General features: G+C 47.3%; 13 protein-coding genes. 4 read left to right on the forward strand and 9 right to left on the reverse strand.

Annotated features, from left to right (window positions below; all coding sequences use genetic code 11):
• The first annotated feature begins 4 nt into the window (after positions 1 to 4).
• Positions 5 to 2,839 (forward strand): TonB-dependent receptor domain-containing protein, encoded by a 2,835-nt coding sequence (locus tag JUB15_RS01960; protein ID WP_207510637.1) that lies wholly within the window; start codon positions 5 to 7, stop codon positions 2,837 to 2,839.
• 142 nt (positions 2,840 to 2,981) lie between these two features.
• On the opposite strand, the gene JUB15_RS01965 is transcribed toward JUB15_RS01960, so the two are convergent.
• The 6 genes from JUB15_RS01965 to JUB15_RS01990 form a co-directional block, all read right to left on the reverse strand.
• Positions 2,982 to 4,109, reverse strand: a complete 1,128-nt coding sequence (locus JUB15_RS01965; RefSeq protein WP_207510638.1) for a redoxin domain-containing protein — start codon at positions 4,107 to 4,109, stop codon at positions 2,982 to 2,984.
• Positions 4,110 to 4,301: 192 nt separating this feature from the next.
• The gene (locus JUB15_RS01970; protein WP_242696161.1) at positions 4,302 to 5,369 is read right to left on the reverse strand and encodes an endo-1,4-beta-xylanase; all 1,068 of its coding nucleotides are present in this window, start codon (positions 5,367 to 5,369) and stop codon (positions 4,302 to 4,304) included.
• Positions 5,370 to 5,465: 96 nt separating this feature from the next.
• Entirely contained in the window at positions 5,466 to 8,300 is a 2,835-nt protein-coding gene (locus JUB15_RS01975) for a glycosyl hydrolase 115 family protein (protein ID WP_207510639.1), read from the reverse strand.
• Positions 8,301 to 8,388: 88 nt separating this feature from the next.
• Positions 8,389 to 9,138: an SDR family NAD(P)-dependent oxidoreductase gene (locus JUB15_RS01980; RefSeq protein WP_207510640.1), complete on the reverse strand. Its 750-nt coding sequence runs from the start codon at positions 9,136 to 9,138 to the stop codon at positions 8,389 to 8,391.
• A gap of 144 nt (positions 9,139 to 9,282) precedes the next feature.
• Entirely contained in the window at positions 9,283 to 11,427 is a 2,145-nt protein-coding gene (locus tag JUB15_RS01985; RefSeq protein ID WP_207510641.1) for an alpha-glucuronidase family glycosyl hydrolase, read from the reverse strand.
• Between the two features lie 154 nt (positions 11,428 to 11,581).
• Positions 11,582 to 12,622, reverse strand: a complete 1,041-nt coding sequence (locus JUB15_RS01990; RefSeq protein ID WP_207510642.1) for a LacI family DNA-binding transcriptional regulator — start codon at positions 12,620 to 12,622, stop codon at positions 11,582 to 11,584.
• A gap of 475 nt (positions 12,623 to 13,097) precedes the next feature.
• Here JUB15_RS01990 and JUB15_RS01995 point away from each other — a divergent pair, with 475 nt between their 5' ends.
• From JUB15_RS01995 to JUB15_RS02005, 3 genes are all read left to right on the forward strand, one after another.
• On the forward strand, positions 13,098 to 15,044 hold the full coding sequence (locus tag JUB15_RS01995; protein ID WP_369411483.1) for a sialate O-acetylesterase: 1,947 nt from the start codon (positions 13,098 to 13,100) through the stop codon (positions 15,042 to 15,044).
• 188 nt (positions 15,045 to 15,232) lie between these two features.
• Positions 15,233 to 16,402, forward strand: a complete 1,170-nt coding sequence (uxuA, locus tag JUB15_RS02000; protein ID WP_207510643.1) for a mannonate dehydratase — start codon at positions 15,233 to 15,235, stop codon at positions 16,400 to 16,402.
• A gap of 169 nt (positions 16,403 to 16,571) precedes the next feature.
• A complete protein-coding gene (locus JUB15_RS02005; protein WP_207510644.1) occupies positions 16,572 to 17,567 on the forward strand; it encodes a phosphatase PAP2 family protein in 996 nt (331 codons plus the stop codon).
• A gap of 85 nt (positions 17,568 to 17,652) precedes the next feature.
• Here the strand turns inward: JUB15_RS02005 and JUB15_RS02010 are convergent, their stop codons facing one another.
• The 3 genes from JUB15_RS02010 to JUB15_RS02020 form a co-directional block, all read right to left on the reverse strand.
• Positions 17,653 to 19,854 (reverse strand): alpha-N-acetylglucosaminidase, encoded by a 2,202-nt coding sequence (locus JUB15_RS02010; protein ID WP_207510645.1) that lies wholly within the window; start codon positions 19,852 to 19,854, stop codon positions 17,653 to 17,655.
• A 640-nt stretch (positions 19,855 to 20,494) separates the two neighbouring features.
• On the reverse strand, positions 20,495 to 20,776 hold the full coding sequence (locus JUB15_RS02015; protein WP_207510646.1) for a hypothetical protein: 282 nt from the start codon (positions 20,774 to 20,776) through the stop codon (positions 20,495 to 20,497).
• A 242-nt stretch (positions 20,777 to 21,018) separates the two neighbouring features.
• The gene (locus tag JUB15_RS02020) at positions 21,019 to 22,092 is read right to left on the reverse strand and encodes a sterol desaturase family protein (RefSeq protein WP_207510647.1); all 1,074 of its coding nucleotides are present in this window, start codon (positions 22,090 to 22,092) and stop codon (positions 21,019 to 21,021) included.
• Between the last annotated feature and the right edge of the window lie 117 nt (positions 22,093 to 22,209).

Genomic DNA, 22,209 nt, shown 5'->3' on the forward strand with positions numbered 1-22,209 from the left:
TTGCATGCGGTTTGTTACCCTTATTGTTCTATTACTATGTACAGCTCAGTTTGTTACTGCTCAAAATAAAATAAGCGGTAAAGTAGTTGATGCCATGAATAAGCTGCCTTTACCCGATGCCACCGTTACGATCATCGATCCGGTTGATTCATCTGCCATGGGTTTTGCCGTAGTTGATAAAACAGGTTTGTTCGAGATCAGGAACCTCAAAAAGGGTAATTATGAGTTGGGTATTACATTTACCGGTTACGCTCCTTATAAAAAGAAACTGGAAATTACGCAAGCGCAATTTACTATTGACATGGACACTGTTTTCATGTCGCTCGATACATTGAGTATGTTGGGCAGTGTGGTCGTGCAGGCGCCGCCTATCTCGGTGAAGAAAGATACGATCGAGTTCAGGGCCAGTTCTTTCAAAACAAAACCCAATGCCACTGTTGAAGACCTGCTTAAGAAGCTGCCCGGCGTTGAAGTAGATAAGGAAGGAAACATTACTTCGCAGGGGGAAGAGATCACGAAGATCTATGTTGACGGTAAAGAATTTTTTCTGAACGATCCCAAGCTGGCCACAAAAAATTTGTCGTCTGAAATGGTGGAAGCCGTGCAGGTATTCGATGATATGAGTGATCAGGCCAAGTTCACCAAAATAGATGACGGCAGCCGTAAACGCACGATCAATATCAGACTGAAAAAAGATCGCAAGAAAGGCGTATTCGGCCGCAGCAGCGCATCTATAGGCAGCAGTGACCGGTATGAAGGAAGCGCTTCCTTCAATACGTTTAATAATGACCGGCAGGTGTCGATCCTAGGTGGCGCTAACAATATTAACCGCGTAGGTTTTACCAACAACGATCTTACCAGTGCTATGGGCGGAATGGGCAATGTAGGCGGTGGGCGTGGAGGTGGGGGCCGTGGCGGCCGTGGCGGTGGCGGCGGCGCCACTACCAATAACGGCAACACCAGGTCATGGAGTACGGGTATCAATTACCGTGACAGATGGGGCTCAAAGGTTGAATTTACCGGCAGCTATTTTGTTTCACAAAACACGACCACCACTTTTAGCGAAAGCTTCAGACAAAATTTTTTCTCCAATGACTCTGCAGCTAACACCAGCTCAACTTCAAATACTTCGAATACCAATGTGAATCACCGGTTTGGTTTCCGGCTGGAATATGAGATCGACAGCATGAACTCATTGCTGATAACCCCGACCTTAAACTGGCAGCAGGCCAGGTCATCGAACAATGAATCGATCATTACAGAAGCATCGAATCCAAAACTGGCGTATAAGGCTATTGAAGGGCAAAGTGACCGTTCCAATAAACGGGAAGGAAAAAGTTTCACCAATGACCTGCTGTTCCGTCACCGGTTCCATAAACCGGGCCGTACTTTCACTATGGGCTGGAATACGTCGTTGAATGGCAGTGATGGCCATGGGTTGAATATGTCGCCTTATTATTTCTTCAATGCCGATGGCACGCAAACCCGCGTACAGAACCGCCAGCAGCGCAACGATCAGTTGACGCGTTCCTTTAATAATACCATCAGTACTTCGGTTACTGAAATGATAGATTCAAGTATGGTATGGGAACTGAATTATGCGTATACCATCAATCGCAGCAACAGCGACCGCGATACCTATGACTACGATTCCACGACGATGGACTTTGACAGTGTCAATAAACCCATGACCAATTATTTTGAGAACCTGTTCACGGCCAACAGGCTGGGAACCAATTTCAGGGTAAAAAAGGAAAAGTTTAACTATCAGTTCGGTGGCGCTGTGAATTTTGCTTCACTGGAAAATCTGAGCAACCGCGCCACTACCGGCAAGGACAGCACGATGCGCCAGACCTATACGAACTTTTTTCCAAACGCTTCTTTTAACTGGAACCCCAAACCCCGGAAGAACCTGCGTTTACATTATCGCGGCAGCACCAGGGCCCCGGGTATCAACCAGCTGCAGGATGTGCAGGATATCAGCAATCCATTGAATATTCGTACCGGTAATCCGGATCTGAAACAGGAGTTCACCCATAACATCAACCTCACTTACAGCACCTTCAATCTTACGAATTTTTTATACGTCAATATCAATGCCGGTGGAAGTATCATCAACAACAAGATCGTGAACGGCATCAGCACACTCGATACCGGCGTGCTGCTGACCAGGCCGGTGAACCTGAACGGCGCTCAGAGTTTCAATGTCTCGGGAACCATTGGCATTCCGTTGAAGAAAATAACCACCGGCAGGCGCAGTCCGGTGAATTTGAACCTTACTACTACCTTGCGGCAGGGTCGCGATGTAAGTGAACTGGAGAAAGCCAAGAATTACAATTATACCCGTAGCCTGGGCGAAAGAATATCTTTCAATTATTTTATTCAGGATAAGCTCGATCTGCAGGCCAATGCCAGCTTTAACTACAACGATGCGCGGTACAGTGTGCAGGAAAGTTTGAACTATAAATATTTTGATCAGCACTATTCATTAGATGTAACCTATACCATTTTCAAACGGATAATGATCAACAACGATTTTGATTATTATATCAATACGGGGCGTGCACAGGGATTCAACCAGCCTATTCCTTTATGGAATGCGTATGTTTCCTGTTTGCTGTTCAGGAAACAGAATGGCGAGCTGCGGGTAAGTGGTATCGACCTGTTGAACCAGAATAAAAGCATAAGCCGGTCAGTGGGTGACAACCATATTGAAGATACCTACACGCGCGTGCTGCAACGCTTCTTCCTCGTTAGTTTCATGTATAATTTCAAAAGTTTTGGTAAAGCTATGTTCCCTGGCAGGGAGAACAGACAAAGGACTGGCAGACAGTACTAGTCTTTAGCCAGCCCTTATGTCAACCATGTTGCTGAACCGGTGCGCCTTATAATTACAGGCCCCGGGCAGCTGCACGGGTGGGTAATTGACGATTGACGGGGCTTCCATGTCACGTTTGCCGTTGCACGACCGACGATTTCAGTTAATAGAATCTTCCAATAAGACGATTGTCTACAATCATTTGCTTGATCACTGCCGGATCTATCGGTCCCTGTTTGCCGTAGATGATCTTGCCGCCTGGTTCTACCAGGATGGTATAGGGAAGCGCGCCCTGCCATTTGGGATCGATAGCTTCAATTAGTTTGTATTTGTCGTCTGAAGAGAAGAGATAATTCGTATTGGATGCCTGTTGCTGCTGCAGGAATTTCAACACCTTGTCCTTTTTGTCCGGGCCATCAGCACTGATACTGATAAATTCAAAATCACGCCGCCGGTACATCCGGTTGATGGAAATGAATTCCGGGAATTCTGTAACACAGGGACCACACCAGGTAGCCCAGATGTTGATCAAACGTAATTTGTCGGAAGGGTTCTTTATCAATTCTTTTAATCCAGGTTCATCTATCGTATTTACGGTCACCGGTTCTTTGGCCCATTCTTCAAATCCTTTTTTAACCGACGAAGATTTATCGGCCCATTTAACGGAACAACCGAATACTTTCGTGGTTTGTATGGCCACCGGTTTGTTTTGCAGCAAGGCCTCGATGGCATCCCGCGTATTTAATTCTGTAGGTGTTTTTGTGGGTTTTTCTACATTGTCTACCCGGCCCTGGTAGCGCAATTTTCGGGCCTTGTCAAAAATAAAGACATGCGGAGTAGCCACCGGCCCATAGGCTTTGGCGGTAGTCTGCGCGTCGCCATCGTACAAATAGGGAAAATTATATTTCTTTCTTTGCGCCCTGATCTTGATTTCTTCGAATGAATCGCTCAGATCGGTATAGCCGAGCTCATCCAAACGCACAGATCGTGGATCGTTGGGGCTGATGGCCACGACGGCGACGTTTTTGGCGCTATAGTCTTTCGTTAACTGTATGAGCCGGTCTTCATAAGCCTGGGCGGTTGGACAGTGATTACAGGTAAAGACGATCACCAGAAGATCTGCGTTCCTGAAAGAGGAGAGGGTGTAGGTTTTGCCGTCGGTACCTGGTAATTTGAAATCCGGGGCAGCAGAGCCAATGGCAAGTGTTTTATGTTCCTCGTTTGTGCTTTGGGATAAGGCGGCAACCGGTAGTATGGCAAGCAACAGCAGCCCGTAAAACAATGCTTTCATGAGCGCTTATTTGCTAAAAGATACGATTTTTTAACGAGGATCTACAGCCTGGGTAAGAATTACGAAGTAAGAAATAAGAAGTACGAAGACTGAGCTAAGCGATTAAGGTATGAGGTTTAAAAATCAGTTGACTTCTTACTTCTTATTTCATGTGCCTATATTCTGCAAGCATATTTCTTAACCTGGTTATACCTAGAAAGAGATCACTTCAAAGAAGGCCTTCTTGGGTTTTAGTTGCTGATCGAACAGGGTAGGATAATTTTTGCGGCCATGGACCGGGTATTCATCCAACCACGTGCGGCGGTCAGAAACGCCCCAGAAGGTAACACCGGTGATCACATTTTTGTAATCCCGGAAAATGCGGAACAGTTTTTTGTATTGCTCCAGTTGCTGTTGCTCGCGTTCAGCGGTGAAACTGTCATTCTCACCAGGCCTTTTGGCGCGGCGGTTCTTCTCCCACGGATAAACGGAAACATCCAGTTCAGTGACCTGCACCTTTAAACCAAGGGAGGAATATCTTTCAATGGCCGTGCGCAACTCATCTTCAGAAGGCTCAAAAACTGACCAATGCCCCTGTAAACCCACCCCATGAATGGGCACTTTGGCATCAACCAGCTTCTTCAGCAATTTGTAGATCCGTTCTCTTTTTTCAGGCCGTTCTGTGTTATAGTCATTGTAGAATAACACGGCATCGGGATCAGCTGCATGCGCATATTCAAAAGCCTTTACAATAAATTCATCGCCACAGATCTGGTGAAAAAGGGAATTGCGCAGGATGCGCGAACTGTCGTCATCAACCGCTTCATTCACCACGTCCCAGGCATATATTTTTCCCTTATAACGGTTCACCACAGTGGTTATATGATCTTTCAGGCGTTGTAACAGGACCTCTTTGCTAACCGTTTTGCCGGAAGCATCCTTGAAAAACCAGTCAGGTGTTTGTTCGTGCCAGCACAAAGCGTGGCCGCGCACTTTCATGCCATGCCGTTGTGCAAAGTGTACGATGGAATCAGCCAGCGTCCAGTTGTAAAAATCCTCCCGCGGATGAATGGGGCCCATTTTCATCGCATTTTCCGGAGTGATGCTGTTGAATTGCGCAGTGATCAGCTGTGCATCGGCGCCTGTTAATGAGCGCGGACTAACCGCTACTCCAATGGGAAAGTAGTTTGAATAATGATCTTTGAGCCCTTTGGTTTGCGCGGTTGCCTGAATGCTGAATAGCAGCATCAGGGTCAGCAAGTTTATGGGTGCTTTTTTCATATATGCGTTGTTTGATCGTGAATCGTGAATCGTGAATCGTGAGTCGACAATCGTCAATCGTCAATCCTGAATCGTCAGTCGGGAATTTATATTAGCTCATTGTTTAGGCGGCCCGAGATAGCTCTTGCGAACCCCGCCCCAATCGATCACTATCTTTTGCAGCACAATGCCGTTATCAAGCGGCCAGATCTTCAACGTGTGATGACCTGCTTTGGACAGGTTATGTGTTGAGGTGCTGATCCTGATATTGTTGCTTACCGATTGCGCCCAGGCCCTGTCTGAATTATCGGCATGGAGGTTAACCACCTGCGGCGTTTCATCGTCGAAGGCAATAGCATAGCGCAATCCCGATGATTCATTGAAGGGCAGGCTGGGCGAACAATACAGCATTACCCTGGTGGCGCCGGAATCGGTTGTATACATGTTGTACGTCAGGTGCGCTGATGATCTGTTGGGTTGTTCCGCTGCAGTAGCATTGGTGAAATAGGTGATGCCATTGCCGGTTCTGCCAATATCATGTATGCGCATCCAGCGGCCCTCTTTATCGGGGACTGCTTTTTTATACGCATCTGCTTCTATGGAAATATGACCGTCGCTTTCCACATAGGTCGATGGATCTATCTTAGGCAGTTTTATCTTTTTAATGACCGCACAAATCTTTACCGCTTGTTTATCCGGGCCGGTGATGGTTACCGGAATGCGATGGGTTCCCATTGGAACGGCCGGCCAGTTAACCTGTACCCAGATGCGTTTTTCCTTGTCTGTTCGTCCGCTGGCAGAGGAGAATTGCAACCAGGGTTTTGCAGAACGAATGGAATAATTAAAAGGGGATGCGCCTTTATTAAAGATCTCGAAATAATGCTTTTGGGGATTTTGTGAATAAAAGCCGGGCAGGGTAGCGCTATCGGAATTACCCGGCCAGGCCAGTTCCGATCCTTCAATGGCAATACCCATAGCTGCACCGGCAACCGGCGTAATGGTTTTAACCGCGGGCATTTTATTAGCCGGGGGTTGTTGCCAGTAGGTGTAACCGATATGTGTTTGATCCATCATATGGTTCCATTTTCCATTGGCCAGTTCCCGGTTGTATTGGATGGTGAGTAAAGAATCTGCCATATATAATTCCTGAACACGGGCGGCCAGCGCATTGGTGGATGCCCGGCCCTGTTTTGCATACAAGTGATTTTTACCGGTGGTTACATACAACTCATTCAGGTTGGCGCAGGCTTTTATGGGGAATAACACCAGTTGGTAAAAAGCGTCTTTTGCGTCGGCAGGTAATGCTTTGGAGATGCGTTCCGCTTTTGCTGCCAAAACATTGTATTCCTGTACCACTTTTTCAGCTTCCTGGTAATTGATCAGGCTGTAGGTATCCGGCGACAGCAATTCCGGTTTACGGCGGCTGTTGTATTGCGTATAAAGCGCCAGCAGCCGGGCAATCTCTTTTGCATGTTGATGACCGAATTGTTGTACGGCCCAGGCTTCGGTATACGCACGCGAACGATCCGTTGTATATTGCTGCGGGGCCCAGGCATGATCCAGAAAGAAAGATATCGGCAGTTCCATGGGTTTCAGATCGCCTACATTTACGATCCAGATACGGTTGACCCCATATTCATAGGCCAGGTTCATTTGTTCCCAGGTGCGTGCGATGGTATTCGTATTAAGCCATTTGTAATTGCGCGGGCCGCCCACATAATCGAAATGGTAATAGATCCCGTAACCGCCGGCACGCGCAGGTGCATTCCGTTTCGGCAGCTTGCGAATGTTACCCCAGTTATCGTCGCACAATAAAAGGGTAATATCATCCGGCACCCGCATGCCCTTGTCGTAATAGTCCTGCACTTCTTTATATAAAGCCCATAGCTGCGGTGTGGCCGCCGCTTCTTTCTTTGTTACGTTCGCCAGGATCGCCCGTTGATCGGCTACTATTTTTTCCAGCAAAGCAATATTGCTTTTTTCACTCATAGGCTCATCCCCATCGCCCCGCATCCCTACGGTTACAATACTTTCATAGTTGCGCATACGGCGAATGCCTGCTTCCCAGAATTTTTTCAACTGCAATTCGTTGCTGTCGTAATTCCATTTACCGGTTCCATACCGCCGCCATTCATCATGTGCCCGCAGCATGGGTTCGTGATGGCTGGTGCCGATCACAATGCCATACTGATCGGCCACCACGGGGTTCAGTGTATCATCATCGTAGAAAGCATTGCCCCACATGGCCGGCCACAAATAATTTCCTTTGAGGCGAAGCAACAGCTCAAACACTTTTTCATAGAATAAGTGATTGAAGCCACCGAAAGTGGCTTTACTCCAGCCCGACAAAGCGGGTGCTTCGTCGTTGAGAAAAATGCCGCGATAGGTAACACCGGGGCGCTGGAATTGTTTGACTGCGCTGTTATACCAGCAGGAAGCTGATCTTTTCACCGGCACATCTGCCCACCAGTACCACGGCGATACGCCCAGCTGTTTCGACAATTCAAAAACGCCATAGGCAGTGCCGCGTTTATCACTGCCGGCAATTACCAGCGCATGGGCAACACCGGGGTAGGGATTCGCTATCACCTGGATTTGAAAAGCTTCCCATTTACCGGCTATGCTGTCAACGGTTAATTTTTTAGTTTGAACCAATTCCTTAATGAGCGATGACTGATCCAGCGACCCAATGATAATAATGTTTTTAGAAGCCGCAGCAATGGTGTGAGCCGTATCAGGCCGCTGGCCGGTAACCTTTTCTATATCGGTTTGCAGTAAAGCGGCTGCTTTTTGCACCAGCCAGTGATCGCCCGCACCTACATACACCGGACTGGCTTTTTGCGCCGCAACAATCGGAAAGGCCCCTGGCGCATTTTCAGGAAGGATCGCTTGCTGTGCAAGGGCAGCACTGGCCATCAGCCAGGCCAGTAATATCAGCACTTTTCTTTTCATATATGGAAAACAATAAACGTATCGTCAGTAACAAGGTTGGCCACGGCCCTGAACCTGGTACAGGACCATGGCAAACCCTGATCAATAATTAAAAGCCGATGGAGTTACCGCCGTCTACCGGTAATACAACGCCGGTGATGTACCGTGATGAATCGGTAGCCAGGAAAAGAGCTGCATCACCAATATCTGAAGGAGCGCCCATAACGCCCATGGGGGTACGGCCCAGGGCTTTGTTCTTGCGTTCGGTATCCTGGTTAAACGCTTTCGAGGTCATGTCAGTGGCAATGAAACCCGGCGCAATACAATTGATTCGAAGACCCTGTGGCGACAATTCCGTCGCCATGGCCCGGGTCATTCCTTCAATGGCTGTTTTAGACGCTGAATAAGCAATGACCTTGGGAATACCATACTGGGCAGCCATGGAGCTGATGTTTATGATACTTCCTTTTTTATTAGGTAACATGTTCTTTACCACTTCCCGGGTCAATGCGAATACTGCTACCAAATTCGTTTGTATCACTTTTTGAAAGTCTTCATTGGTTACCTCGGTGAACTCTTTTTTCATATTAATACCGGCGTTGTTCACCAGGATATCGATATGTCCGAATTGGGTAATAACCTGTTTCACCAGTGAGGGTATAGCGTCCAGATCGCTCAGGTCGGCAACAATGGGTACACATAATGCACCCAGCTTTTGTTTGGCCTGGTGCAATTTTTCCTGGTCGCGGCCTACGATCACTGTAGTGATGTTGTGCTGCACAAATTTTTCTGTAATGGCCAGGCCAATGCCGGAACCACCTCCCGTTACGATCGCTACTGTTTGGTTAACTGTGTTCATTAATACTAGATTTATAGATCTTACATTACTAAGTTTTCTTTTCCCGTGCAAACGTGTTCTTGTCGTGAATCGTCAATCGATCATCAAACCCTGTATTCCATTATAACATTATCATATTATCACATTATTACATTATCACATTGCTTAATGTGGTGCATACGGAAAACTCAGGCCCTTGTAATATTCCAGTGTCCTGTTTGGTTTTTCATAACCTGCCGGAATAGGTTGCCGGGAAAAGGTTTGAAAATACAACAGGCAGGCATTGCGCCACCACACGGCTTCCTGCTCCTGAATGGCCAGCAGTTGCCGCACTTCATTGAACCGCTCCTGATCGATATGGTCTTTCATCCGGTTCCAGGTGCGTTGCATCCAGCGCACCGAATCAACGCCGCTGTAATATTTGTCGCACAGCGTCTCCCACAGGGTTTTGCCCGAGCGCATTTTATGATCCCAGGGTACATGGTGAAACCAGAGTAAAAATTGCTCAGGACAGGAATTCATATCTTCAAATTGTTGTCGCACGGCAGGCTGGTATTGCCCCAGTGCATTGCTGCCGGTGGCCGTACGGTTGAAGCCGATACCAACAGAATCTGCTTTATGAAAATAAGTCGGGTTCCAGTCGGCACGCGGGGCTTTGTCGTACCAGGGAGCAGGACCATAATGATGGCCGTACCCCATGATATGATGCAAACCCAACGGTGTCATATAGTTGACCATGATCTCGCGCGAAGCGAGCATGATCTGCTGCACGGTATCGACAAATGCTTTTTTATTGGTGAAGGTTTGCCTGATCCATTCATTCGCGATCTGCGCGGGTGTAAGGGCAGGCTCCCAGGCTAACCGGCCTAATGCATACCAGTTGCTCTGGCCAAAGGGATGTCCGGTCCAGTTGATATCGCTGCCAATATTGGAAACACCGGCCATGCCGGTGAGGGTATGTCCATCGGCTGAACCATCGATGATCCTGGCCACCGTATCGCCGCTTCCTTTCGTGTGCGTATCGGCGTTCAGCACTTCGGTAAACAGGGGCGCAAGGTATACCAGGTGGGTGGCAAAGCCCATGTATTCCTGCGTAAGCTGGTATTCCATCATCAAAGGTGTTTTGGGCATAGCGCCAAAAAGAGGATGGAAAGGTTCGCGTGGCTGAAAATCGATGGGACCGTTCTTCACCTGTATCAATACATTTTTCCAGAACTGTCCATCGAGCGGTTTGAATTCGTTATATGCTTGTTTGAAACGGTCTTCCGGCGATTCGTTGCTGTAAACGAAGGCGCGCCACATTACAATGCCTCCATGGGGAGCTACGGCATCGGCCAGCATATTGGCGCCATCGGCATGGGTGCGCTGGTAATTCTGCGGACCGGGTTGTCCTTCTGAATTGGCTTTTACCAGGAAGCCACCGAAGTCAGGAATATGCCGGTAGATCTCATTGGTCTTTTCTTTCCACCATTTTTGTACGTCGGGATCCAGCGGATCGGCTGTTTTCAGCCTGCCTATTTCAACCGGGGCGCTGAAGCGGGCCGTGAGATACACTTTGATATTATATTTCCGGAACACTTCCGCCAGGGCCGCTACTTTTTGCAGCCAGCTTTCGGTCAGGATCATGGCATTGGCGTTCACATTGGTAAGCACCGTACCGTTGATGCCGATGGAAGCATTGGCGCGCGCATAGTCAACATAGCGTTGATCAATATAGCCGGGTAGCCGCTGCCAGTCCCAGATGGAATTGCCCGCATATCCCCGCTCCACCGTACGGTTCAGGTTATCCCAGTGGTTCAACAACCGAAGACGTATTTTGGGAGCACTGATAATATTCAGTTGCTGAATGGATTGATGGGTTTGCAGCAGGCGCAGAAAATGAAAGGCGCCATACAGGATACCGGCTTCCTTGTTGCCTGTAATTAAGATTACATTTTTACCATCGTGACGTATCGTGCGAATGACGAACCCTTCTTCGCCCAAACTGGCCAGTGTGGTTTCACCTACCAGGGTACGAACAAATGGTAAATGTGTCGGCCGGCCCATCATGATCGTTCCATTGATGACTGCCATTTGCAGGGGAACCTTTTTGCCCAGCAATCCTGAAAGGCCGGCCTGCAATTCCTCGTGGGCGGCAATGAGCCTGCCATTGTCAGATGGACAACTGATACTGGTGATCTGTTGCCGGTACTGTTGTAAAAGGGAAGCATTGTCAATGGTATTGTACCGCAGCCATAAACGATAGCCGTTTTCTCCAAGTACAGAAACAGAGAGAAAAATACCAATAATAATTCCAGTCCATTTTTTCATATGAATTCAAAGTTTCAGTTACCGGTTACCAGTTACCAGTCGCCGGGCCCTTATTGCAGATTGCAGTCACTCATTTAACTGCCCGGTATGGGGAAACCAATAACCGGGAACTTTTGCCATTGCCAATTGCCAATTGTTTATTGCCAATTGTTCTTTATTCGCTATCTGATATTATTTTTTGCGAAGAAGCCCTTATGATGAGTTCTGATCTTAATAATATGGTATTGGTGGCGTCAATGCTGTTCACGCCGTTTAAATGATTTATCAGACTGGCGGCTGCCATTTCTCCCATTTTATAACCGGGATAGTTGATCGTTGTCAGGTTCGGCTCGATGACCGTAGATACCGGGTCATTGTTAAAACCGACAAAAGCGATATCGGCCGGAATGCGGATGCCTGCTTTTTTCAGGGCCATCATGCAGCCAACGGCACAGTTATCGTTCGCGGCAAAAACGGCATCGGGCAATGGGTTCATCTGTAATATGGTGGCTGCTGCCTGCACGCCCGCTTCCTGGCTCAGGTTATTGATCAGCAGGTATTTTTCATCAAAGGGAAGTTGATGATCGGCCAGCGCCTGTTTATAACCAGCCAGCCGGTCGATATATACGTTTCGTTTTGGCGTGGCTGTAATATGAACGATGTGACGGCAACCCTGCGCTATGAGGTGACTGGTAGCTTCATAAGCGCTTTTGCGGTTGTCGATCAATACACTGGTGCATTCAGGATGATCAGTAACGCGATCGAAAAAAATGAGGGGGATGTTCTTTTTAATGAACTGGTCAAAATGCGAAATATCGTCGGTATCGTAAGCGAGTGACACCAGCATGCCGTCAACCCGGTTATTGAACATGGTTTTGGCGTTCGTTATTTCTTTACCTGCTGTTTCAGACGACTGGCTGATAATAAGGGTATAGCCCTCGTTGTTGGCAACGCTTTCGATACCCGCTATCACCGTACTCATGAAGTAGCTGTTGAGCCGCGGAACAATTACACCGATGGTATAGGTGCGCTGTTCCCGAAGATTGCGGGCGAAGTGGTTATACCGATAGCCCATTTCTTCAGCCAGATCGAAGATCTTCTTCTTGGTTTTCTTGCTTACGACCGGGTCGTCTTTCAAAGCCCGGCTTACAGTAGCTATAGAGACGTTCAACTTACGAGCGAGGTCGTAAATTGTCACTTCTTTGGGTTTTGTCATACAATCGCTTACATATATGATAGTAAAGGTAAAATAAAATTATTTTTAAAAAAACAATGTAATCGGTTACATTGATGCATTTTTCTCTCTAAATTAGTGTCGACAATTGCGTATCAATTGGTTGCCATGTTAATAAAAACGTTTGAAAACAAGGTTTCACCTACAAATTGTCGCAATAAAGACGGAAAGTGCGGCAGGAAGTTACAACCAGCGGGTAGCTTGCTCCGGACTTTCTTGTTTAATGGTTGTGGTGAAGGGCCAGTGGGCGAACAGCAGTTGGCAATTGGCCTTCAGCAAGGCTTCGGCGGGACGAGTTGGCAGTTTGCTGTAAGTTTGAGACCGTGCAAGTTCAGTATTAGTTTCATAAGCAGCGAGCCACTCACCTCGCCTGCGCTGTCGCTACCGACGGGCAAGCATTCACCATTCACCATTCACCATTGACCATTGACCATTCACCAACTATAAACTATAAACTGTGAACCTGGTATCAACGATGATCCGTTACTTACACATACTGATAGCAAGCTTCCTTTGCATGCGCGGCACCGCCCAGATACGGCTTCCACGTTTGATCAGCGATAACATGGTGCTGCAGCGGGACACTAAACTTAAGATCTGGGGCTGGGCTTCCATAGGTGAAAAGGTAAACGTCCGCTTTAACAATAAAACGTACACTGCCACCACGGGTAAAGACAGCAGTTGGTCAGTCGTGTTACCGGCCCAACAGGCAGGCGGCCCCTACAATATGGAGATCAGTGGCAACAACAATATAGTCATCAGGAATATCCTCATCGGCGATGTATGGGTTTGTTCGGGCCAGTCGAATATGGAGTTACCGATGGAGCGGGTAAAGGAAAAGTATGCAACCGTGATTGCGCAGGCAACGAATCCCGCCATCAGGCAATTCAATGTAGCTACTACTTATGATTTTCAAAAAACACGTACCGATCTTGAATCGGGCAGCTGGCAACCGGCCGATCCGCAAACGGTATTACAGTTCACGGCTGTAGGCTATTTTTTTGCTAAAGCCCTGTATGAAAAGTACCGCATCCCTATTGGGTTGATAAAAGCCAGTGTGGGTGGCTCACCTGCTGAGGCCTGGTTAACGGAAAACGCCTTAAAGGCTTTTCCGCGACACCTGGAAACGCTGGCGAAGTATAAACGCCCCGCGTATCTCGATAGCATCCGGAACCATGACAAAGAGATTCGCGATAACTGGTACAAGAACATCTGGGTACAGGATAAAGGATTACATGATACAAAACCCTGGTATGATCCCAGCGTTAATACGAGCGACTGGAAAACCATGCCCGTACCCGCATTTTGGGATGAGCATGGTTTGAAAGGCGTGCATGGAGTCGTGTGGTTCAAAAAAGAAATAGAGGTGCCTGCTTCCATGGCGAACAGGCCGGCGAAACTGCTGTTGGGAAGAATTGTAGACCAGGACTCTGTGTTTGTAAATGGCCGCTTTGCCGGCACCATCGGTTATCAATACCCGCCCCGGCGATACGAATTGCCAGCAGGTTTGTTACAGCCCGGCAAGAATACGATCGTAGTGCGGGTGATCAATAATGCCGGCCGCGGTGGGTTCATTACTGATAAACCCTACCAGTTGACGGTGGGCGATCAAACAATTCCGCTGACCGGCGACTGGCAATTTGCATTGGGCACTACCGCCTCGCCCTTACCACCAGCCACTTTCTTTCAGTATCAGCCGACCGGACTATTCAATGCCATGATTGCTCCCATGTTGAATTATCGGATCAAAGGCGTCATCTGGTACCAGGGTGAAAGCAATGCCGGCAGGCCTGCTGAATACCGTACCTTATTTCCGGCTGTGATCAATACCTGGCGGCAGGAATGGAAACAGGGAAATTTCCCCTTCCTGTTTGTGCAGCTGGCAAATTATATGGAAACTAAAAAGGAACCCGGTGAAAGCAGCTGGGCCATGACGAGAGAAGCGCAGTTGAAAACCCTGGCTTTGCCCAACACCGGCATGGCGGTGATCACTGACGCAGGCGAATGGAACGATATTCACCCGCTGAACAAAGAGGATGTGGGTAAAAGGCTGGCCTTATGGGCACAGCGGCAGGCGTATGGCGACAAGAAAGTAGTATATTCCGGACCGTTATACCAGTCCATGAAGATCGATGGTAAAAAGGTCATCCTGCAGTTTACGAGCACCGGCAGCGGCCTGATGGCAAAAGGCGGCAGCGAGTTAAAGTATTTTGCTATTGCAGGAGCCGATAAAAAATTTGTATGGGCCAAAGCCACGATTGAAGGCAATAAAGTTATTGTTTGGAGCGACCAGGTGCCGTCGCCCGTAGCAGTACGTTACGCCTGGGCCGATAATCCCGAAGGAGCCAATTTGTATAATAAAGAAGGATTGCCGGCATCGCCGTTCAGGACGGATGAGTGGTGAGGTCAATTGTTCCCGGTTCCCGGTTACCAGGCCTTTAATGCAGCATGGCTGCCAATACTCAGCCTGCCATGGGTTTGTGCCCCGGCAACTGGTAACTGGTAACAGGTAACTGAATTTCCTGTAACCTGCAACATGAAACCTGTAACTGTAACTTAGATCCTCAAATAACCACTTAAGATAGACTTTCTATGGAGTATACTATGCGTTGGTTCGGGCCTAATGATCCCGTTCCCTTACAACATATTCGTCAGGCAGGATGTACCGGGGTGGTAACCGCATTACACCACATACCGGTTGGTGATGTCTGGACCATAGACGAGATCAACAAACGAAAGAATATGATCGAGACAGCCGGTATGAGCTGGACGGTCATTGAAAGCCTGCCCGTACATGAAGACATTAAAAAGCAAACCGGTAATTACAAACAGTATATTCAGCACTACCAGCAAAGCCTGCGTAATGTAGCGGCTTGCGGCCTGAAGGTGGTCACCTATAATTTCATGCCCATACTGGATTGGGTACGTACCGATATTGATTACGAAATGCCCGATGGCAGCAAGGCATTGTATTTCGAACGGCTGGCCTTTATTGCCTTTGATGTGTTCATGCTGGAAAGACCAGGTGCTGAAAAAGAATATACAAAGGAAGAACTTACTGCTGCGCGAAATTACCTCGATACCATATCCCCTCAAAAAAAGGAAACCCTGTACCGTAATGCGCTGCTGGGGCTGCCGGGCAGTGATGAACCATTTACCAAAGAGCAGGTGCTGGCCGCATTAAAAACGTATCATCACATTGATGCCAGGAAGTTAAAAGAGCATTTGTTTTATTTTCTGCAACAGGTAGTTCCGGTAGCAGAAGAATGCGGGCTGAAAATGGCGATCCATCCGGATGATCCGCCGTACCCGGTGCTGGGGCTGCCCCGCATCATGAGCACAGAGCAGGATGTAAAGGATCTGCTGCAGGCTGTACCTGCAAAAGCAAACGGCCTGTGTTTCTGCACCGGCTCGTTCGGGGTGCGGGCAGACAATGATCTGGCAGGCATGGTTCAACGTTATGGCGATTTTATTCATTTCGTTCACCTGCGCAGCACTAAACGCGACGGCGCCGGCAATTTTTTCGAAGCCGACCACCTTGCAGGTGACGTGGATATGTATGCGGTGATCAAAGAACTGGTGCTGGTTATGCGAAGGCGAGGCGTTTCACTGCCTATGCGCCCCGATCATGGCCACCAGATGCTCGATGATCTGAAAAAAACAACCTACCCGGGCTACAGCGCCATCGGCCGTTTGCGCGGACTGGCAGAATTGCGGGGTTTGGAACTGGGCATTGTTAGAAGTCTGAAGCCGGAGGTCTGAAGTCTGAAGCCGGAGGTCTGAAGTCGGAAGTCTGAAGTCTGAAATTAGAAGGAGATTTTAAAATAAGATATTCTCTGACTTCTGACATCAGGCTTCTGACTTCGTGTATTGGCATAATTTTTTAAGACATTTCCCGAAGATACCTTATGTTCTCACCATTGGATTGTTTATGAGGCGCCTACTTAGATATGGTATTTTATGGTGGATGCTGTTACCACTGCCATTTGCGGCAGAAGCCCAAAAGGAGCTGTTTAAAAAAATGGACAGTTTAAGCCGCATCCCTCCTTACTTAAAACGAGGCAACAAGGACAGTATAAGGCGCGAATTCTACAATCAAACCACAAAGATCACCTTCCCCGTTTACTGGAAATTACTGGCCAGTGATCTGAAACAACAGGTTACCTCGCCATTTTATGCAAAACCACGGTTGTGGTACCGGACAGCCGCAGTAGCAGGCGTTACTGCCGGCGTATTGTTGCTGGATGTACCCATCAGCCGGAATGCAGTGGACTGGCGGAAGAATAGTACTACCCTGGTGAGCACCAGTAAATATATAACCCGCTTTGGCGGCGCTTATGAGGTGTATACCCTGGCTGCGCTGGGAACGTATGGTTGGCTCTTTAAGAACGAAAAAATAAAGACCACCACCTTGCTGGCTACACAGGCATATATTACCTCTGCGGTGATCTTTGAAGCAGCCAAGTTTTTATCGGGCAGGCAGCGGCCCTATTATTACGATCCTGAAACCAACACAAACAGTCCGGCCTGGCATGGCCCCTTTTACCAGTTCAGGAAAGATGAGAACGGCAACCGGCCGGATAGTTATTCGTATACCTCCTTTCCATCCGGGCATACCTGTCTGGCCTTTGCAGCAGCTACTGTATACGCCATGGAATACAGCGACCGGCCACTGGTGAAGATCTCTGCATATACTGCGGCGTCTTTAATTGGTTTAAGCCGGATCACCGAAAACAAGCACTGGGCTTCCGATGTATTGATAGGTGGCATTCTGGGCCATTTGATCGGCCGCCAGGTGGTCAATAACTATCACCGTTATGCCAAGCTGAAATCGGAAGAGGCCGCTAAAAACAGGAACACACTCACGTTTGCCCCGCAATTTCAATTCGGGCGCTGGCTGCCTGGTGTTGTGTATACGTTCAATTAAATCTAAGTTATTGAGTTCATAAGTTATTAAGTTTAAAAACAGTCAAGTCGGGGTTGAATAACTAAATAACTGAATAACTGAACAACTATTCAATTATCTTCCTGTATTTACGGTACATTGTTTGTGACAATTGCACCGCGTTACCAATCGGCTGCGTGGGAAATGATTGCTGTGTTTTCACCCATTTCCATTCCCATTTTTTAATGGCTTCTTCAAACTGTTTCAGGTCGGGTTGCCTGCTTGTACGCAATGTTTCCTGCAGCATGGCAAAGAATTGCTGCCAGCGCGGTTTGTAGAAATCATTCAGCAAACCACTCCATTGGCGATTCGAGTATTCATGCAAAGGACTATTGGCGTCGCCCCACAGCGTAATAAGATCGCGGGCGTTCTGTTCATACAAAGCTTTTTCGGCAGCAGTGGTGCCATGGCTGCGGGCGGCAGCTATCCACGGTCCCAGCATAAAATCACGGCGGGTAGCCAGCAACTGATCCATATCACTGATCAATGCTAAAAAAGCGCGGCTGTATCTGTTAAATGCAGTACTGTCTTTTTCTTTATAGGCAGCTACCCACTTTTTTTGTAACGGCGCCGCATAATTGGCAAGCACCTGGCGGGTAAGATCAACCAGGTCATAGCGGAAACCATCAGTATTGACGCCTTTGGCGGCTGCCTGTATGAACAGGTCCCAGGCAGGAAGCAGGTCTTTGGGGGCGTAGTTCAGTTTGGTGCGGGTCCATACAGTGGTGGAGTCAAAAGTGGGGCGCCCGGTAATGATCGATTCGGCGCCGTCCCTGATCGCTGCGCCATTATAAACCGTTTTTCTGAGGATCTGCCAGGCGTTCACCAGGTCTTTATCAGCCGTTGAATAACGGTTCAATACGTATTTGGGCAACCAGGTATCCAGGTCAACAGCCCTTGTTTGCCAGGTGTGCTGCATCATCAGTTCATACAACACCGGATTTTGTTCAATGGCTTCCATGGTTAATCCTATACCCCACAGCTTGCCTGAATTGTTATCATTTAATGCCTGGGCAGGCCCGGCTGCAACTCCATCCATGCGTCCGAATAAATTTACATTGCCGCCAAAATTGTGCAACATATTCCAGATCCAGGGCTTGCCATAAAAGGCGTTGGTGCGTTTCCAAACCGGTTCAATTTCTGTAGCAAGATCGAGCAGGATCATTTTATTATCGGGAACTGCTTTCAGCAAAGCTTCAATTTGCGGCGCTTTCCAGAATTTGCGGTCGCTATAGAACAGCCAGCCCTGCATAACCCAGGTTGCGGCTGTATCCGCCTGTTTCATGCCTTCATAGATCCGCGCGCTCAATGCCGATAAGAAGGCCGGGTCGTCAGACGGTGGCTCATTTTCATTAAATGTATCTGCGGAATACAAATGGTCTGTTCCAAACAGTTTGGTTTGCGTTTGCAGGAAACGTTTTCCGATCTCCGCAAATAATGGATCTTCCGAATCGAGGATGTAGGTATCAGCAAAACCATTCGTCCAGTTGGTGGCTTTTAGTTTTGCGTTCGGGTATTTCTTTTTAATCGCCGGTGGAACGTGACCGGTAAAGGCCGGCAGCACCGGTTTCATGCCCAGCTCTCGCTCGCGTTGCAGGATTTTTTCCTGCAGCTCTTTATGGCTTTTCATCCAGCTCATTGGCAGCGGGCCGCCCCAGGCATCCAGGTTACCCATCCAGAACCAGGCGAAATAGGCAGGGCCGCAAAAGAAGTCTTTCAATTCCTGGTCAGTAAAGCCCATGTCTTTATATACCATATACCAGGTGTATTCTTCACCGGTAATGGCCAGCGGCATATTGATGCCATGCAAAGCCATCCAGTCGATCTCTTTTTGCCAGCGATCCCAGTCCCACCAGCTCATGCTGTAATTAAATGTGCAATAGTTGAGATAATAACGATATGTATAGGGGGTGAACTTATGCACTTTCTCTTTTACCACCGGCAGGCTGGCCGGCAAAAACAGGTTGGTGCCATTCCAGGTGATCTGGCAATGACAATATTCGGTGAGGTAATGATATAAAGCGGAAGCAACAGAAGTACCATTATTACCGCGCAGCACAATTTTACCGGCACGGCTTTCCACTTCAAAAAGATCTTTTCCGTTCTCCGGGGCTATTTCCTCTACAATAAAGTGGGATGCGTGTTTGGGTAATACCCGTTGGATAAGTGCGTAGGAAGCTTTTACATTTAATTGCGCAGCAATGGTTACAGGCAGCAGCAGGATCAGCATAAGGCTGACCGCACGGGGCATTCTTTTTAGTTTAAGCATAGATCGTTACTGGTTATCATACCAAAAGCAAAATCTCAAATTTCAAGCATCAAGAACCAAATAAATTTCAGATTCAAAATCTCAAATTTCAAGCATCAAGAACCAAATAAATTTCAGATTCAAAATCTCAAATTTCAAGCACCAGGAACCAAATACATCTCAAATCCAGGATCTCAAATAATTCCCAAACCCAAATTTTTGCGATTTATATGCTGGATTTTAGTTGGGGCTTGAGATTTACAAGCTGGTACTTATCTGGTTCTTGAGATTTGTGATTTGGTTTTTGGGGGCTTATTGGGCCGTCAAGATAAATCCAAATTTATTGACAGCCAAAAGCGGCAGCCAAACGTTTGGCGTTAATAACGAAACCGGTTTCGTAGTATGTACCATCGGGCGGCGCGAGCTGACCCGATTGCTTACGCTGAATTGATAGGCGCGGGAAGTAGGAATGGCAAAGTAAGAAGTACGAGGTACGAAGTAGGAGGTACGAAGTAAGAAGTACGAAGTTTGAGTTAAAATTTAGTTGTTAGTTTAAAAAGTTAGATCTCTTCTTATGTCATACTTCATACTTCCTACTTCCTCCTTGCCTAAGTAAAGAATCGTTTACTTAAAGATGATACATACCTAAGAACGATATTCATCAATGCTGAAGATGATAGCGCATTCTGCTTTCCATTTTGTCCAGGTTCTTATCTTTCATCACCGTGAACGAAAATTTCCTGCCTGTTTTTGAAGCTGCCCGAACAACAGCATCTATCACATCCCTGATCGATATTTTATCCTTGCTTTTAAATTCTACATTACCGGTCTCTACTTTTTCGCCAGCTACCACAAACGATTCTTTCTGCATTTCATTATACAGGTTAGAATAATCGGTCGGGTTCGCACTATGCAATTCTACGCGGGCTGTAAATGTGTTCATATAGTTTATTTAATGGTTTGAAATAAAGGTCCGGCCTTACGCTTACGTTACCGGATGTTTATGCTATTATTAATTAAAAAGAAAGTAGCACAAATAATTTGAATATCCGTGCTTTGTTTAACGGCCACTACTATTAAAAAAGCGTGCCAATATGATCTCATTGCGATATAATAACAAAGACTTACAATTGTTAAACGAACAAGTAATAACCGGATTATTATTTGTTTCCCTGCAGTTACAGATTAAGAACTAGCAATGCCGGTAGCAGGCGGTATGCGATCTCCGTTCAACGGTATGTTCTCATCTGCCACCGCTGGTCCATTGGCGGCGAGTTCACTGCCTTCTTTTTTCGACTTAAGAATAGGCCACAGGAACTGGGCATACCATTCTTCTTCTTTATAATGTTTCAAGCCATACGATGTTGGGTACTGACGTGTAATAATGCCCGTTTTAAAAATGACATCCCATAAAAAGAACATATTGCCAAAATTGCCTTTGTAATAACCAACCCCATCGTCGGTAGTATCGGCATGATGGGCGTGATGGGTAGCCGGCGTGGAAATAAGCCGTTCCAGCACCCAGCCCACCGGTTTTAACCATTTGATGGTATAAAAAGGTTTATCCCAGGGAATACTTGAATGCGCTCCCGTTGTAATAAGCGACTTGATGCCGGATACAAACAACGCAGCATAACCCAGTCCCAGGTAAGTGAGTGAAGTGGTTAAATAGATCTGCGAAAAGAAAATAATATAAATAATATTTTGTCTGCCCGCCATAGCCATTCCCATATAAGGTGCTGAATGATGCGTTCGGTGAAAACGCCATAAGAAAGGCAGCTGGTGATGCAACCGGTGATACCAGTATTGGGTTAAATCATCGGCAATAGCAATGATAAAAATCGCCCACCAGAAAGGGATCCATGCAAAAGCATCTTTACCGCCGGGTAAAATAACGGGCAATACTTTCAGCCCGAAATAAGCAATAAGCGGCCTGATGACGATTTTGGGAACTATAAAACATACTATATCGAGTATCCGCTCATTCTTCGTCCATTTGTTCTCATATAACCCAACGGCGAACTCAACAATGCCAACTACTACCATTATTACCGGCAGGCCCCAGGTCCTCAGGTTTTTAAAAACGGCTTCCAAAAACCAGGGCGCCCTGAAAGGTAAAACTGTATTATCATGTTCCCACGGGCGTACACCGCTTAAATAAAAGGTCAGGAACATAAGGGCTACCGGCAATGCATAAATAAAGATACTGATCAATGCATCGCGCGTTATTTTTGATGTGAGTGTGGGTGCTGTTTTCATACTACAATCTTTTTATTTGATGGTTATTGAAATAAGGCATGGGCCAGCCAGATACCACCGGCAATAACAGCCAGCGGTATCAGGAAGACGAGCATGCCAACGGCAATCTTCTTTGAC

Source organism: Longitalea luteola (assembly GCF_017356035.1).
In the GTDB taxonomy this organism is placed as follows: Bacteria; Bacteroidota; Bacteroidia; order Chitinophagales; family Chitinophagaceae; genus Niastella; species Niastella luteola.

Excerpts from the sequence above, each read along its gene's own strand:
- JUB15_RS01965 (WP_207510638.1), bottom strand. The coding sequence starts at position 4,109 with ATGAAAGCATTGTTTTACGGGCTGCTGTTGCTTGCCATACTACCGGTT.
- JUB15_RS01975 (WP_207510639.1), bottom strand. The coding sequence starts at position 8,300 with ATGAAAAGAAAAGTGCTGATATTACTGGCCTGGCTGATGGCCAGTGCT.
- JUB15_RS01990 (WP_207510642.1), bottom strand. The coding sequence starts at position 12,622 with ATGACAAAACCCAAAGAAGTGACAATTTACGACCTCGCTCGTAAGTTG.
- JUB15_RS01970 (WP_242696161.1), bottom strand. The coding sequence starts at position 5,369 with ATGAAAAAAGCACCCATAAACTTGCTGACCCTGATGCTGCTATTCAGC.
- JUB15_RS02015 (WP_207510646.1), bottom strand. The coding sequence starts at position 20,776 with ATGAACACATTTACAGCCCGCGTAGAATTGCATAGTGCGAACCCGACC.
- JUB15_RS02020 (WP_207510647.1), bottom strand. The coding sequence starts at position 22,092 with ATGAAAACAGCACCCACACTCACATCAAAAATAACGCGCGATGCATTG.
- JUB15_RS01985 (WP_207510641.1), bottom strand. The coding sequence starts at position 11,427 with ATGAAAAAATGGACTGGAATTATTATTGGTATTTTTCTCTCTGTTTCT.
- uxuA (WP_207510643.1), top strand. The coding sequence starts at position 15,233 with ATGGAGTATACTATGCGTTGGTTCGGGCCTAATGATCCCGTTCCCTTA.
- JUB15_RS02010 (WP_207510645.1), bottom strand. The coding sequence starts at position 19,854 with ATGCTTAAACTAAAAAGAATGCCCCGTGCGGTCAGCCTTATGCTGATC.
- JUB15_RS01960 (WP_207510637.1), top strand. The coding sequence starts at position 5 with ATGCGGTTTGTTACCCTTATTGTTCTATTACTATGTACAGCTCAGTTT.
- JUB15_RS02005 (WP_207510644.1), top strand. The coding sequence starts at position 16,572 with ATGAGGCGCCTACTTAGATATGGTATTTTATGGTGGATGCTGTTACCA.
- JUB15_RS01980 (WP_207510640.1), bottom strand. The coding sequence starts at position 9,138 with ATGAACACAGTTAACCAAACAGTAGCGATCGTAACGGGAGGTGGTTCC.